16 protein-coding genes are annotated in these 13,294 nt (G+C 72.3%); 12 read left to right on the top strand and 4 right to left on the bottom strand.

The genetic code is table 11. The features are described from left to right. Both ACFWV2_RS32520 and ACFWV2_RS32515 read left to right on the top strand, forming a co-directional pair. On the top strand, positions 1-246 hold a 246-nt coding region (locus ACFWV2_RS32520; RefSeq protein ID WP_384410855.1), incomplete at its 5' end, for a MerR family transcriptional regulator. Positions 247-460: 214 nt separating this feature from the next. After that, on the top strand, positions 461-616 hold the full coding sequence (locus ACFWV2_RS32515) for a DUF6131 family protein (RefSeq protein WP_360796399.1): 156 nt from the start codon (positions 461-463) through the stop codon (positions 614-616). 275 nt (positions 617-891) lie between these two features. Here the strand turns inward: ACFWV2_RS32515 and ACFWV2_RS32510 are convergent, their stop codons facing one another. Further along, the gene (locus ACFWV2_RS32510; RefSeq protein ID WP_384410852.1) at positions 892-1,524 is read right to left on the bottom strand and encodes an N-acetylmuramoyl-L-alanine amidase; all 633 of its coding nucleotides are present in this window, start codon (positions 1,522-1,524) and stop codon (positions 892-894) included. A 113-nt stretch (positions 1,525-1,637) separates the two neighbouring features. Between ACFWV2_RS32510 and ACFWV2_RS32505 the strand changes: the two genes are divergently transcribed. From ACFWV2_RS32505 to ACFWV2_RS32495, 3 genes are all read left to right on the top strand, one after another. Beyond that, a complete protein-coding gene (locus tag ACFWV2_RS32505) occupies positions 1,638-2,177 on the top strand; it encodes a helix-turn-helix domain-containing protein (RefSeq protein ID WP_384410849.1) in 540 nt (179 codons plus the stop codon). Positions 2,178-2,180: 3 nt separating this feature from the next. Beyond that, positions 2,181-3,551: a diaminopimelate decarboxylase gene (lysA, locus tag ACFWV2_RS32500; RefSeq protein ID WP_384410857.1), complete on the top strand. Its 1,371-nt coding sequence runs from the start codon at positions 2,181-2,183 to the stop codon at positions 3,549-3,551. A gap of 157 nt (positions 3,552-3,708) precedes the next feature. Beyond that, positions 3,709-5,736, top strand: coding sequence for a prolyl oligopeptidase family serine peptidase (locus ACFWV2_RS32495; RefSeq protein ID WP_384410845.1), 2,028 nt, complete (start codon positions 3,709-3,711; stop codon positions 5,734-5,736). A gap of 25 nt (positions 5,737-5,761) precedes the next feature. On the opposite strand, the gene ACFWV2_RS32490 is transcribed toward ACFWV2_RS32495, so the two are convergent. Beyond that, on the bottom strand, positions 5,762-6,136 hold the full coding sequence (locus tag ACFWV2_RS32490; RefSeq protein ID WP_384410842.1) for an FKBP-type peptidyl-prolyl cis-trans isomerase: 375 nt from the start codon (positions 6,134-6,136) through the stop codon (positions 5,762-5,764). Between the two features lie 240 nt (positions 6,137-6,376). Between ACFWV2_RS32490 and ACFWV2_RS32485 the strand changes: the two genes are divergently transcribed. Further along, positions 6,377-6,925: a DM13 domain-containing protein gene (locus ACFWV2_RS32485; protein WP_384410839.1), complete on the top strand. Its 549-nt coding sequence runs from the start codon at positions 6,377-6,379 to the stop codon at positions 6,923-6,925. A gap of 230 nt (positions 6,926-7,155) precedes the next feature. Here ACFWV2_RS32485 and ACFWV2_RS32480 read toward each other — a convergent pair whose 3' ends face one another. Then, positions 7,156-7,602, bottom strand: coding sequence for an anthrone oxygenase family protein (locus ACFWV2_RS32480; protein ID WP_384410836.1), 447 nt, complete (start codon positions 7,600-7,602; stop codon positions 7,156-7,158). 91 nt (positions 7,603-7,693) lie between these two features. On the opposite strand from ACFWV2_RS32480, the gene ACFWV2_RS32475 reads away from it, so the two are divergent. The 3 genes from ACFWV2_RS32475 (at position 7,694) to ACFWV2_RS32465 (ending at position 11,052) form a co-directional block, all read left to right on the top strand. Further along, a complete protein-coding gene (locus ACFWV2_RS32475; protein ID WP_384410833.1) occupies positions 7,694-8,272 on the top strand; it encodes a TetR/AcrR family transcriptional regulator in 579 nt (192 codons plus the stop codon). A 182-nt stretch (positions 8,273-8,454) separates the two neighbouring features. Then, complete coding sequence (locus ACFWV2_RS32470) at positions 8,455-9,240, top strand: TIGR04222 domain-containing membrane protein (RefSeq protein ID WP_384410830.1); 786 nt, start codon at positions 8,455-8,457, stop codon at positions 9,238-9,240. 339 nt (positions 9,241-9,579) lie between these two features. Then, positions 9,580-11,052 carry a protein kinase gene (locus tag ACFWV2_RS32465; protein ID WP_384410827.1) on the top strand — a complete coding sequence of 491 codons (1,473 nt, stop codon included), beginning with the start codon at positions 9,580-9,582 and terminating at the stop codon, positions 11,050-11,052. A gap of 146 nt (positions 11,053-11,198) precedes the next feature. Here the strand turns inward: ACFWV2_RS32465 and ACFWV2_RS32460 are convergent, their stop codons facing one another. Beyond that, positions 11,199-12,089, bottom strand: coding sequence for a PhzF family phenazine biosynthesis protein (locus ACFWV2_RS32460; protein WP_384410824.1), 891 nt, complete (start codon positions 12,087-12,089; stop codon positions 11,199-11,201). A gap of 145 nt (positions 12,090-12,234) precedes the next feature. Here ACFWV2_RS32460 and ACFWV2_RS32455 point away from each other — a divergent pair, with 145 nt between their 5' ends. From ACFWV2_RS32455 to ACFWV2_RS32445, 3 genes are all read left to right on the top strand, one after another. Further along, positions 12,235-12,528, top strand: a complete 294-nt coding sequence (locus ACFWV2_RS32455; protein ID WP_384410821.1) for a hypothetical protein — start codon at positions 12,235-12,237, stop codon at positions 12,526-12,528. Between the two features lie 110 nt (positions 12,529-12,638). Next, positions 12,639-12,947, top strand: a complete 309-nt coding sequence (locus tag ACFWV2_RS32450) for a hypothetical protein (RefSeq protein WP_384410819.1) — start codon at positions 12,639-12,641, stop codon at positions 12,945-12,947. Positions 12,948-13,052: 105 nt separating this feature from the next. Continuing rightward, positions 13,053-13,226 (top strand): hypothetical protein, encoded by a 174-nt coding sequence (locus tag ACFWV2_RS32445; RefSeq protein ID WP_360796427.1) that lies wholly within the window; start codon positions 13,053-13,055, stop codon positions 13,224-13,226. Positions 13,227-13,294 lie beyond the last annotated feature (68 nt).

Here is a 13,294-nt window from a genome sequence, read left to right as displayed (position 1 = left end):
GGCTTCCTGCGCGCCATCGGCGAGGCCCGCCTCATCACCCCGCTCCGCTCGGCGGGCGGCCACCGCCGCTACTCCCGCTACCAGCTGCGCATCGCGGCCCGCGCCCGGGAACTCGTCGACCAGGGCACCCCGATCGAGGCCGCCTGTCGCATCATCGCCTTGGAAGACCAGCTCGAAGAAGCCCAGCGCATCAACACCGAATACCGCCGCGCCGCCGAAGCGGCCCATCCGGCGGTCGCGGCCTGAGACGGTGCGTGCCCGTTGGACACCGGCGGGCACGTTCCCCGTCGTGGAGCCCCTCGACACCTCGTCCGGCGGTCGAAGCGACGACGGCGCCTTGGAGGACGTGGTCGAGGAGGACGCGCAAGCGCGGGGAGGTGAGGTGGCGACAGCCTGACAGGCCACTTCCGCGGGTTGCGCCTACTCTGGAGTGGAGGAACCTGCGAGACCGGAGGTCGCCATGATCATTCTCGGGGTCATCCTGCTTGTCATCGGCTTCGTGGCCGGCATTTCCATCCTGTGGACGATCGGGATCGTCCTGGTCGTGATCGGGATCATCCTGTGGATCCTCGGAGCGGTCGGTCACGCGGTCGGCGGACGCCGTCATTACTGGTAGGCGGCTCAACTCCGAGTCGGCGCCGCCCTGATGGTCGACGTTCCGGCACGCCGTCCCCTCTCGTTTGGGGGGATGCGCTTGACGGAGTGCTCCACACATCCGGGGCCGAGGTCCGCGCCGTTGTGGCGGAGAGCGCCTGTCGCCGGTCGCCATGGGGGCACCCCTACAGCCCTTCGGGCACGGGGGTGCCCCCACCGTCATGGCGCCCTCCTCCGCCTTGCGACGCACGGCACCGGACCTCGCTCCCTGAGCCGGCCTGATCCCCGCGAAAGGCCTCAGGCGAACGTGGCGCCCCACGTGGCCGGCCCCACCACACCGTCCGCACTCAGCCCTCTGCTCGACTGGAAACGGCGGCACGCCGCGTCCGAGCCGGGCCCGTACTGGCCGTCCACGGTGAGGGAGTAGCCGTGCGCGCTGTTCATCCGGTACTGCCAGGTCGCCACACTCGCGTGCACGGTGGCCGGGGACTGGCGGAAGCTGACCCCGGGGTAGGGCAGGGGTCCGCCACCAGGGTTGACGTCGCCGCTGAGGACCCGGGTGTACAGGTTGCCCGGACAGCCGGTCGCATGGTGGTCGCGATGGCCGGTGATGGCCTGGGCGGCGCCGCCCGACACGCGTAGGCGGTTGATTCCGTACCGGATGGCGTCGATCAGCGCGGCCGTGATGACGTCGTAGGCGCCGCTGGTGCCACCTGTCAGCGCGCAGACCGCGTACCAGTCGTCGTTGCCCTGCGTGGTGCCCTGGGCGGCGGTGCGAACGTGTTCGCCGCGTCCTTGGAAGAGATAGCCGTGGACACAGGCGAGATGACTGTAGGCGATGTCCGACCAGCCGTTGCTGTCCATGTGGTAGTTCTGGATGCCCCGCACCTGAGCGGCGCAGTCGGCGTGGGCGGCCTCGGCCACCTTCACGGCATCGACGTGATGGACGACGACACCGCCCTGTTCCGGGGTGATGCTGCCACTGACACTCTTGGGCGCTCGGGCACCCCACTGAGGAGCGCGATACCGTCGACCCGCTGGCCGTGCTGGCCGCCTCGGTGGTCAGGACCCGGCGGGAACTGGGGTCTACACTCAGCGCGGTGGCGGCCAGGGCCGACGTATCGTCCGCCTACGTCTCCCAGATGGAGTCCGGGGCGGCCAACCCGACCGTACGGACGCTGGGACACGTCGCCGCGGCGCTGGACACGACCCCCGCCCGCCTGCTCGATCCGGGCGGCAGCAGAGCCGCTCAGGAGCAGCCCGCTTTCGCGGCGCGGTTCACCCCGTCCCCCCTGCTCGCCCGAACGGCGGGGCACCGGGGCATCTGGGACCTCAGCGCCCACCACGACGCCCGGTTGGCAGTTCGCCTGCTCCACGCGGACATCGCGGATCACGCCGCCCCGATCACGCACGGGGGCGAGGAGTTCGTCATGGTGCTGGGCGGCTCCTGCCGCGTCGTCGTGGCCGGGGCCGGCCGCCTGCTGCGCGTGGGTGACGCCGTCCACCTCGCCGCGAGCGACCCCCACCACTTCGTGGACCCCAGTGACGACCTGCTGATGCTCGTCGTCCTCACCGAGGAGTGATCCCTGCCCTCTCCATCCCTGGCGGAAGCCGATGCGCTGCCTGTCGCACCCGCGCTCACCCCCGCCGCCTCTCCTGAACAGGCCCCCGAGGTCTGGCCGCTCACCGCCCGCACCGTCGACAACCGTCTCCACGTGGGCGGTGTCGCCATGGACGACCTGGTCCGGGCCTGCGGCACCGCCCTGTACGTGGTCGACGAGGCCGACTTCCGACACCGGGCCGCCCAGTGGCGGCAGTCGGGGGCGGACCGGGTGCACTACGCGTCGAAGGCCTTCCTGTGCGCGGAGATGGTCCGCTGGGTCGACTCCGAAGGCCTCCACCTCGATGTGTGCAGCGGTGGCGAACTGGAACTCGCCGTCGCGAACGGCTTCGACCCGGCCCGGATCGTCTTCCACGGCAACAACAAGTCCCCGGACGAACTGGCGGCCGCGGTGGCACACCGCGTGGGCGTGGTGGTCGTCGACTGCCACGAAGAGATCGATCGGCTGGCGCGGGCGGCAGCGCGAACCGGGCGGGTACAGGACGTGTACGTCCGCATCACGCCCGGGGTGGCTGCCGAGACCCACGCCTACATGGCCACCGGGGGCGACGACGTGAAGTTCGGCTTCCCCGTCCGCGAGGGCCATGCCGAGCGCGCGGTGCTGGCCGTCGCCTCGCACGCCTCGCTCCGGCTGGCCGGGGTGCACTGCCACATAGGTTCCCAGATCACCGCCACCGAAGGACTGGCACTGGCCGCCGAACGTGTGGGGCTTTTCGTGGCCGACATGGCGCGACGCCACGCCGGCACGGTCGATGAGATCGATCTCGGCGGCGGCGCGGGCATCCCCTACGTGCCCGGTGACCTGAGGCTGGACCCCGCCGAGTTCACGGCGGCGCTCAGGACGGGGTTGGCGCGTGTGCTCCCGCCCGGCACGGTGCGGATCGCCGTCGAACCCGGCCGCTCCATGATCGGGTCCGCGGGGGTGACCCTGTACCGGGTCGGGGCCGTCAAGGACGGGCTCCGCCGCCGCTTCGTCTCCGTCGACGGCGGAATGAGCGACGCCCTGCGCCCCTCGTTGTACGAGGCCCGCTACACCGCCTGGACGGCCGGCCGGACACCCCGAGGCACACCCGTGCACAGTGTCATCGTGGGTCGACACTGCGAGAGCGGTGACGTCGTCGTCCCCGACATCGCGCTTCCCTCCGACATCACCCCCGGCGACCTGCTCGCCGTGCCCTACCACCACGCGATGGCCAGCAACTACAACGCTCAACCGCGCCCCGCCGTGGTCGCCGTGAGCGACGGCCAGGCCCGTCTCATGGTGCGGCGCGAGAGCCCCGCGGACCTGCGACGCCGGGACGCGCACGGAGAACCCGTCCAGCTCTCCCGCGTCTGACGCGCACCCGGAACCCCCGAAGCGCCCCGGGCGCCGCCCCCATCCGCCGTTTCCGCCCCGCAGTTGGAGTCCTTCCATGCCCTCCGCACCCGCCGCGCCTCCTGCATGCGCTTGTGCCGCCCCAGCTCCCCTGCCTTACGGCACCTGGCCCTCGCCCGTGACCGCGCAGGCCGTCGCCGACGACTCAGGCTCCACCTCCTGGCCGCAGGGGGGCGGCCCGGAGAACTGGTGGTGCGCCTCCGATCCGGCCACGGCCACCGTCCGGCCCCTGCGCAACGCCCCCGGCGCCGAGGACCCGGTGCCGGTGCTCCCGTCCGGCATCCCGGTGCGCAACCGCTCGCTCGGGTACGGCGGTAGGCCCTACTGGGCCCGCCCCGCCGCGCACGCCGACGGCACCCACCTCCTGGTCTTCACCGATCACCGCGACCAGCGCCTGTACGCCGCCGATGTCCCGGCTCTCGGCGCCACCCGGGCGGACGTCCCCCGGCCTCGGCCGCTCACTCCCGCCGACCGCCCCGGCGTGGAGACCTGTTGGGCCGACCCGGTGGCGAGCCCGGACGGCAGCGAGGTGTGGTGTGTACGGGAGACCACCCGGGCCGCCACGGGCCCCGACGACAGCGATCCGGCCCCGCGTACCACGCGCGAGATCATCGCCGTCCCCTTGTCCGGAGCCGCCGCGGACGATCCTGCCGCCCTACGCGTCGTCGCACGCTCCCACCACTTCCTGTCGGGTGTCCGGGTCTCGCCCGACGGCCGGCGGCTCAGTTGGATCGGGTGGAACCACCCGCACATGCCCTGGGACTGCTCGGAACTCATGGTCGCGGACCTGCGTGACGGGGTGGCCGGGGAGCCCGTCCGCGTACTCGGTGGTCCGCGTGAAGGCCGGGAGGTCTCCGTACCGCAAGCGGAGTGGGGCGGCCCCGACACCCTTTTCGCCATGGCCGATCCTGAGGGCTGGTGGAACCTGCACCGTGTCGACCTGGTCCCGGGCGAACTCGCCGCGGCGTGCGTCACCCATGTCCTGCCGCTGGCCCAGGACTGTGCCGGGCCCCTGTGGCGCGTCGGTCCGAGCTGGTTCGCCGTCACCCCCCACGGGGTGGTGCTGCCTCACGGTGACGGCCCCCAGCGGCTGTCCCTCTGGTCGCCCGATGACGGTGAACTGACCGAACTAGCCGAGGGCTTCAGCGCGTTCGAAGGTGACCTGTGGTCGGACGGTGAGCGGGTACTGGTTCGTGCCGGCGATCCACAGCGGGGCGCGGCCCTCCTCTCGGTGCCCCTCGGCCCCGGCAGCGGACCCGCGCGCCCCGTGCGCCCAGCACGTGAGGACCCCTTGGAGCCATGGCTGGCCCGCCCGGAGCGCCGTACCACCCGTACTCCCGAGGGCCACCCCGTGCACTACGTGCTGCACCGCCCGACCAACCCCTGTGCGTCCGCCCCTCCGGGTGACCTGCCGCCCCTCCTGATTCACGTGCACGGCGGCCCGACCAGTTCGACGGGGGTGAGCCCCGACCTGGAGTTCGCCTTCTTCACCAGCCGCGGCTTCCTGGTCGCGGATGTCGACTACGGCGGCTCCACCGGCTACGGCCGCGCCTATCGCGACCGGCTCCGCGGCTCCTGGGGCGAGGTGGACGTGGCCGACTGCGTGACCGTCGCCCGGGCTCTGGCGGCGGAGGGCCTGGCGGACCCCACCCGTACCGCCGTACGCGGAGGTTCGGCGGGCGGCTGGACCGCCCTGGCCGGCCTGGCCCTCACCGATGTCTTCGCGGCGGGCACCGTCCTCTACCCGATCAGTGACGCCGCCGCGTGGAGGGGCGGCCAGACCCACGACTTCGAATCCCGGTACGTGGACACGCTGGTGGGCGACCTCCCCCGGGACAAGGCTCGGTACGACCGGGTGTCACCCGCCGCGAACACCGACCGGATCACCGCGCCCCTGGTGATGCTTCAGGGCGCCGACGACGTCATCTGCCGCCCGGATCAGGCAGAACGGATCGTGGACAACCTGGCGGCACGTGGCGTGTGGCATCGCTATCTCGTCTTCGAGGGCGAAGGGCACGGATTCCGCAGGGCCGACAGCGTGCGCCGGTCACTGCTGGCCGAAGCGGCCGACACCATCGCGTACGAGATCGTCACCCGGATCGCCGCGCGCGTCCCGCGCGTGTACCTGGGCGCACGGTCTCCCTGAGGGCCCGGTCGGCAGGAGGCCGGGATCAGACGGACAGCAGGTCCACCACGAAGACCAGGGTCGACCCCGCCGGGATCAACGGCGAGGGGGACTGCTTGCCGTAGCCGAGACGCGGGGGAACGATGATCTCGCGCCGGCCACCCACTCTCATCCCCCTCACCCCGCGGTCCCACCCCTTGATGACCCTGCCGCCGCCCAGGGCGAACTTGAACGGCCGGCCCCGGTCCCAGGAGGCGTCGAACTCCTTCCCGGACTCGAACGTGACCCCGACATAGTGGACTCTGACCACCATGCCCGGCTTCGCCTCCGCCCCGTCCCCGACGACCAGGTCTCGGACGGTCAGCTCGGTGGGAGCATCCCCCTCGGGAACGTCGACCTCGGGCTTCGTCAGTTCACTCACTGCAGCCTCGCACTCTCCGCCGGAAGTCCTCCTACGGACCAGCCGGGCACATGGACACTCCATGCGGTAGATGATGACGCTACCGAGAACGCCGACCCGTCGGGCCCATCGCATCGGCCTCGGAGCCCCGGCGGAGGCCGGCGCGGACTCCGTCCGCCGGTGCCCGCGCCTTCCGCCGAGACCCCGGGTCGCCTTGGATGGCGGCGGAAGAGCCGGTACGCGAGGAAGGCGGTACGTGTCGTGAGGAAGCAGTGGTGGGCCGTGGCGGCGGCGACGGCCGTGGCCGTCCTGGTGGCCGGGCTGACGTGGTTCAAGCCCTGGGCCCTCTGGGTGGACGAGACCGTGCACGAGGCACTGCCGTCCGCGTCCCCGTCCCTCACCGCGTCCTCCCGGGCGCCGAGCACGAGACCGTCCGCCGTGCCGCCCACCTCGCCCTCGGGCCCCACGACCGTGGCGCGGGGCACCTTCACCAGCCACGAGCACACCACCACCGGCACGGTGAAGCTCATCCGGCTGCCCGACGGGTCGCACGTGGTGCGCCTGGAGAACCTGGACACCAGCAGCGGACCCGACCTGCGGGTCTGGCTGACCGACGCCCCGGTCGAGGAGGGCGAGGCGGGCTGGCACGTCTTCGACGACGGGACCTACGTCAGCCTGGGCAGGCTGAAGGGCAACAAGGGCGATCAGAACTACGCCGTACCTGCGGACGCCGACCTCACCGGCCTCACGAGCGTCACCGTCTGGTGCGACCGCTTCGACGTCTCCTTCGGCGCCGCCGAGCTGGCCTGACCGCGACGGCCGGCGTGCTCGGGGTCCTCCGGGAGGCCTGATCCCGGGGCCGCCAAGCTGGGACAGGGGAACTGCCGCCGGTCGGCAAGGACTGCACCCCCGTGTGCGCCCGTCACGGTGCGGCCGGGACGCACACGGGCCAGGACCTGCCCGCCGCTTCGGGGAAGCCTGCCGTCGAAGATCCGGGTCCACGGCCCGGCCGGGCGGCCTTCACCAGGCCGGACGCGGGCTCAGGTGAGGGCGGCGACCAGCAGGGCGAAGGCGGCGATGATGACGGCGACGCGGACGTAGTGGAAACGGTCCCAGCGGTTCATCTGCTCCTTCCAGTCGGCGGGCCGGTTCTCGGGGGTCCACGTCTTGCCACGGTTGTTGATCGGGACGAGCAGCAGGATCGACATGATCACGCTGAGGATCAGCAGCGCGCCGGCGGTGACGACGAGACCGGCGCCGTCGTGGTGGCGTCCGGCGAAGGCCCAGACCGCGACGAGGGCGAGCGAGCCGATGTACCAGACCGGCATGAGGGCGCCGAGCATCCGACCGCCGTGACTTCGGCCGCGTTGGTTGCTGTCGTCGGGGAGGGCGTTGAGGATCGGGTTGATGACGAAGGCGACGGAGAACTCCACTCCCACCATCAGGCCGACGATCACGGTGGTGACGATCTCCAGTGCGTCGAGCATGTCTGCCCCTCCAGAAATCTAGTGTTGCTAGATGATGAGGCGACGCTAGCCCTAACGTCGCTTGATTGCCTAGCGGTGCTAGGATCGACTCATGTCGGTACAGGAACGCAAGGAGCGCGAAAGGGCGTCCCGCGAGCGCCTCATCGTGGCGACGGCCCGCGAACTCGCCGAGCAGCAGGGCTGGGACGCGGTCACCACCCGTCGGCTCGCCGAGCGCATCGAGTACAGCCAGCCCGTCCTCTACAGCCACTTCCGCGGCAAGCGCGAGATCATCGGCGCCGTCGCCCTGGAGGGCGCCGCCGAGATGGCCACGGCGCTGCGGGCCGTGGCCTCCGCCACGGACGGCCCGCGCGCCCGGGTCACCGCCCTCGCCCGCGCCTACCTCGACTTCGCCGAGCGCCATCCGGCGGTCTACGACGCCATGTTCCAGCTCGACGGCGGCCTGGCGTTCGCGGAGGAAGAGACCCCGGAGCCTCTGAAGGACGCCTTCGCGGCCCTCATGGAGACTCTCGGCGAGGTCGCCGGGGAAGGTGTCCGGCCCGGACTGTTCACCGAGGTGTTCTGGGCGGCCCTGCACGGCCTTGCGACCCTGACCCGGGCGGGACGGCTGCCCGTAGGGGACGCCGAACGGAGGGTGGAGTTGCTGGTGGACCGGCTCGCCGTGGTCTGACGCGCCGTACGTACGGCCGGGCGGTGGGGTCGTCGGCGCTCGGTTCGGACAGGGGGGCCTCGGTACGGTGGCGGTCCGTCGGCCCGCTTTCCCGCTCCTCGATCCGCTGGCCTCAGGGAGACAATCGGCTGGCGGACAGGGAGCTTTGACGCCAGTCTGGTGGTGCGAGGGAGGAGTGACCTGTGCTCGTGCTCCACGTGCTGTCGGCAGGAGCCCCGTGGCTCCTGCTGCTCATCGCCGTCGCGCTGCGCCTGCGCCCCGGACGGCAGCCGGTCCCCGACACACTCGCCCGCCCGCTCACCCCCGTACAGATGGGCCTCTTGCGCGGGGGCGCATGGGGTGCGGCACAGACCGGGCTGGTCGAGCTGCATCTGGCCGAGTCGATCGAGGCCGGGTGGCGGCAGACGGTCCAACCCGGCAAACCACGACTGCCGCGTGACTGCTCCGAGGTGGCCCGTGCCCAGTACCACGCCCTGTTCGGGGCCACGCACCCGCGCCGCCTGCACGACATGGAACGGGTGCAGTCTGCCGTACGAGGGGTATCGACGGAACTGGAGCGGGCGGGCCTCGTGGTGTCCCGCCGACGGGTGCGGGTCGTACGAAGCCTGCTGCTACCGGTCTTCGCCGCCGTTCCGCTCGGGGCCGCCACGGGCGGACAGGCGACGGTGTGGCTGGTGCTCGGCCTCCTCGCCGACGTCGGCGCCGTGGCCTTGTGGGTGTGGCCCCGGCGCACCCTGCGCGGCGCGAGGGTGCTTGCCCGGCTGCGCCGCGATCACGCGTCCGTCCGCCTGTCGACCGAGCGCCGGAGGGACGCGCTCCTGCTGAGCGTCGCACTGTACGGCGTCCCGGCGCTCCGCGCCCAGCTCCCACGGTTCGCCGAGGAGAGCGGCCTGCTGACCCGCCCGCCGAGGGAGCCCATGGACCGAGGCGGCGGCTCCGGTGAGGGGCTCGCCAGCTGCGGCGGTTGAAGGGCGTCGTCCGTGTTGCTCCTGTAGGGGGACCTGTTGGTCGGCCCGACTGTCGGACCCCGCCTCTTCACCCACCGACCGGCCTGAGCCCGGCCCGCGTCGGTTCGGGAGACGTGCCGCGGCGGGTCCCGTGGCAGCCCCCTTCATCTTTCCCGGTGTCTCCGCGGATGCCCGAGCGCTGACGGGGCAGGCGTAGCCCGTGCTCGCACACGGGCGGGTTGCGGCCTGCCGTTCGGCGCCACGCCGATGCCGGCGGCGCCGCGGCCGGGCACCGGCCCGGCACGGATGCGCGTGGGCGGGCGGACAACGGAACGTGACGGCAGAGCGCAGGGAGCACAGATGAACGTCCGCCCGTGGTCCATGCGACCGGACCTCCGGCTCACGGCCCACACGGTCGCCGGCCGCTACCGGCTCGACGAACTGCTCGGGCGTGGCGGCGCGGCGGACGTGTACGAGGCGCTCGACATGCGTCTGCGGCGACCGGTGGCGGTGAAGGTCTTCCGCCCGGAGGGGGAGGCTCAGGCGGAGGAGCGTTTCACCGACGAGGGTCGTCTGCTGGCCCAGTTGCAGCACCCGGGTCTGGTCACCTTGTACGACTCCGGCCAGGAGGAGGACGGGCGTCCCTTTCTGGTGATGCAGCTCATCAGGGGGACGACGCTGAGCCGTCGTATCGCCGTGGCCCCGATGACGCCCGCCGAGGTCGCCCGGATCGGATGCGCGCTGGCGTCGGCACTGGCCCATGTGCACGCGGCCGGTGTCGTGCACCGCGACGTCAAGCCGTCGAACATCCTCCTGGACGAGACGGGAGCCCCGCACCTGACGGACTTCGGTATCTCCCGGCTGCTCGACACCCCCACCCACACCGCCACCGGCGTGCTGCTGGGGACGGCCGCGTACATGGCACCGGAGCAGGTACGGGGCAGAGGCGTGGGTCCGGCCGCCGACATCTACAGCCTCGGCCTGGTGCTCCTCGAATCCCTGAAAGGGGAACTGGAGTACGGGGGAGCGCCCTTGGAGGCCGCCGTCGCGCGGCTGCACCGACCCCCGGTCATACCGCCGGGCCTCCCGGCCGATCTCGTCGAGCTGCTGGAGGCCATGACGGATCCGGACGAGCGCAGCCGGCCGGACGCCCACGCCTGCTTGAGTGCGCTGTCCGTCCTGCCGGGCGGGCGGGACGAGCCGCCGGTCTTCGTCCAGGCCGACCCCCGGGGAGACGAGCCGGGCCCGGCGGGCGACACACTGCGGTCGGAGGCGGCCGGGGTCTTCCGTCTGGATCAGCCCGGCATGATCCGGGGGAAGGACGCCGGGGCCCGCACGGGTGCGGTGGCCGGTCCGATGGTCGCGGCGACGCCGAGCGACGGGCGCGCGGTCTCGAAACCGCCTTTCCCCGCGCTCGCCTCCTTCCGCGCCGGCCGCGCCCTGGTGACGGCGGGTGCGGCACTGGCCGTGTTCGGAACCATGCTGACCGGCTCCATCGACGGCCGGGTCGCGGAGGCCGAGGACGCGGCCTCCCGGCCACCGCGCCAGACGGCGACGGAGCCGCCGTCGCCCACGGCGAGTCGTCCGGAGCCTTCGTCCTCCCCTGCGGCCCCGGCTTCCGACCGGGTGCCGCCGACGAGGACCCCCACCGGCGACCCGGAGGGCGCCGCCCGCACGACCCCTCCGGCGGCAGACGACGAACCCGCGGCTCCGGCCGCGACCCGGGGCGAGCCCGGCAGTCCCGCGCGCCAAGCCGCCCGAGGCCCGGAGCGCGAGAAGGCGGGCGGGCCGCCGATCAAGGTCAAGTCCCCGAAGAAGAAGCACAAGGGCTGACGGGGTACCGCCCATCGTGCGCCGGTCGGCCGACCGCCGGGTGGCGGAAGCGGCGTCGGAGCGTGGGCGGAACACACCGTCGAACCGCCCGCCGGGTGACGAGGCCCGCACAGGGGCTCGGAAGGCGGCGACGACCGCCTGCCGGATCAGGCCGGGATACGCGTCCCTGCCCCGCCGACCCTGATCCGCCGGTCGCCGGCCCGCAGTTCCACCGTGAGGACACCGGGGCGCCCCATGTCCTCCCCCTGGTGGAGGGTGAGCACCGTCGCCTCGGGGACGAGTCCGAGCTCACGGGCGTACGCGCCGAAGGCGGCGGCCGCCGCCCCGGTCGCCGGGTCCTCCACCACACCGCCCACCGGGAACGGGTCCCGGACGTGGAAGACGTCCGCGGAGGCGCGCCAGACCAACTGAACCGTCGTCAGGTCGAGCCGGTGCATCAGGGCCTCCAGACGCGCGAAGTCGTACGCCAGGCGGGCCAGGCGCTCACGGGTCGCGGCTGCCAGGACCAGATGCCGTGCGCCCGCGAAGGCGATGCGGGGAGGCAGGACAGGATCGAGATCGTCGGCCGGCCAGTCGAGCGCGGCGAGCGCCTCGTCCAGGTCCTCGGCCGTGACCTCCTCGACGGACGGCTCGACGCTGGTGAGCGTGGCCCGCAGCGCCGCTCCCTCCCGCGTCACGGTGACGGGCACGGTCCCGGCCCGCGTGGAGAACACCAGGTCCCCGGGGCCGATGCGCTCACCGAGGGCCACGGCCGTGGCGACGGTGGCATGACCGCAGAAGGGCACCTCCGCCTTGGGGCTGAAGAAGCGAATGGTGTAGGCGCGCCCGGTGTCCGAGACGCCGTCGGGGTCCACCCCCGCGGGCGGCGCCGTAAGGAACGCACTCTCGCTGTAGCCGACTTCGGCGGCGATCGCCAACATCTCGTCGTCGCCGAGCCCCGTGGCGTCGAGAACGATTCCGGCGGGATTGCCTCCTTCGGGATCGTCGGAGAAGGCGGTGTAACGCAGGACTTCGGGGGTTTCCCGTACGGAGCTCATGCCGGGGCAACGGCACCGGGCCCCGGGTTGATTCCCTGATCACGGGGCTGTCCCGGCGCCCGCCCGCAAAGGGCCTTCACGCACCGGGCCGGGCACTTTCGGCGAACCGCTGATGGATGCGCGGATCGGGGGTACACGAGCCGGCATGCCATCGAAGACCGAAAACCTGATGCCTCTGCGGGCCGCACGGCAACTGCGCCGGGTCCGCGTCTTCTACGGGGCGGGCGTCCTGCTGTGGGCCGCCGCCGCGACCTGGACGGGATGGACGCACCCGGGGAGCCGACAGATGTGGGTCTCCGTTCTTCTGTCGGCGGTGTTCGTCGGCCTGCTCGCCACGGCCACCGTCTGGCTACGGCGCCTCCGGACCGCCCCCGGCCGCAGGCCGGCGCATCACGCCGCTCCGCGTGGTGTGACCGCCGCACGCCATGTGAGTGCCTGAACCCCGGACCGACATGTCAGAAGCCGTACTGGACGAGTTCATCACGGAGGATACGGAGGGTGAGGAACGCAGGACGAACCTCACTCTCCGCCCCCATGCGAGGAGTCGCCATGACCACCTTTGTCATCACCGTTCCCGGCACGTTCACCTCGGACATCACCGACTCCGAACGGGCGCGTCTCGAACGGCGGCTGGCCCCCCAGCACACCGACGTCAGTGAGAGCGAGGGCGTGAACCTCCTGACGGTGAACGAGGACGGCACCTTCGCCATCCGGCTCGAAGTCGACGCCCCGGACCGGTATGAGGCCAAACTGGACGCGACCAGGCTCGTCGCGGCCGCGTTGAAGGAGACGGGGATCCCGGAAGCGGAGGCCCCGCTCGGCCCGCCCGCGGTCACGGGTATCGACAGCGACTTCTGACCTTCCCGCGCTCCCGCCGCGGCCCGTGGGACCGGCACCCCGCCGGCGGCTTGCAACGGTGATGCGGGGGCATACGGACCAGACCCCTTCGAGAGGAGCTGTTTCATGCTTGGCATAGTTGCGGCGGTCCTGTTCTTCATCGCCTTCCTGATCAACGCGGCGGACATCGGCACCAACGACGCGTTCTCCTCGACGAACCTGATGCTGCTCGGTCTGACGGCCCTGGCCCTTCAGGTGGCGGGCATCGGGCCCAGCCGGAGCGGCAGACGGCGCCCCTGAGGCCGGGTAGTCGCCCGGTAACGAGGGACCACCCCCGCCCCGGGGGGGGGGGGGGCCCGGGGCGCGGG

The sequence above is a fragment of the Streptomyces sp. NPDC058671 genome (assembly GCF_042716475.1).
Lineage (GTDB): Bacteria > Actinomycetota > Actinomycetes > Streptomycetales > Streptomycetaceae > Streptomyces.
The sequence above is the reverse complement of the archived record's forward strand: the minus strand, read 5'-3'. Positions and strand labels throughout refer to the sequence as shown.

What these genes read in the sequence shown, in the direction of transcription:
- ACFWV2_RS32465 (WP_384410827.1), top strand. Translation starts at nt 9,580, where the DNA reads ATGAACGTCCGCCCGTGGTCCATGCGACCGGACCTCCGGCTCACGGCC.
- ACFWV2_RS32460 (WP_384410824.1), bottom strand. Translation starts at nt 12,089, where the DNA reads ATGAGCTCCGTACGGGAAACCCCCGAAGTCCTGCGTTACACCGCCTTC.
- ACFWV2_RS32455 (WP_384410821.1), top strand. Translation starts at nt 12,235, where the DNA reads ATGCCATCGAAGACCGAAAACCTGATGCCTCTGCGGGCCGCACGGCAA.
- ACFWV2_RS32480 (WP_384410836.1), bottom strand. Translation starts at nt 7,602, where the DNA reads ATGCTCGACGCACTGGAGATCGTCACCACCGTGATCGTCGGCCTGATG.
- ACFWV2_RS32475 (WP_384410833.1), top strand. Translation starts at nt 7,694, where the DNA reads ATGTCGGTACAGGAACGCAAGGAGCGCGAAAGGGCGTCCCGCGAGCGC.
- ACFWV2_RS32515 (WP_360796399.1), top strand. Translation starts at nt 461, where the DNA reads ATGATCATTCTCGGGGTCATCCTGCTTGTCATCGGCTTCGTGGCCGGC.
- ACFWV2_RS32450 (WP_384410819.1), top strand. Translation starts at nt 12,639, where the DNA reads ATGACCACCTTTGTCATCACCGTTCCCGGCACGTTCACCTCGGACATC.
- ACFWV2_RS32445 (WP_360796427.1), top strand. Translation starts at nt 13,053, where the DNA reads ATGCTTGGCATAGTTGCGGCGGTCCTGTTCTTCATCGCCTTCCTGATC.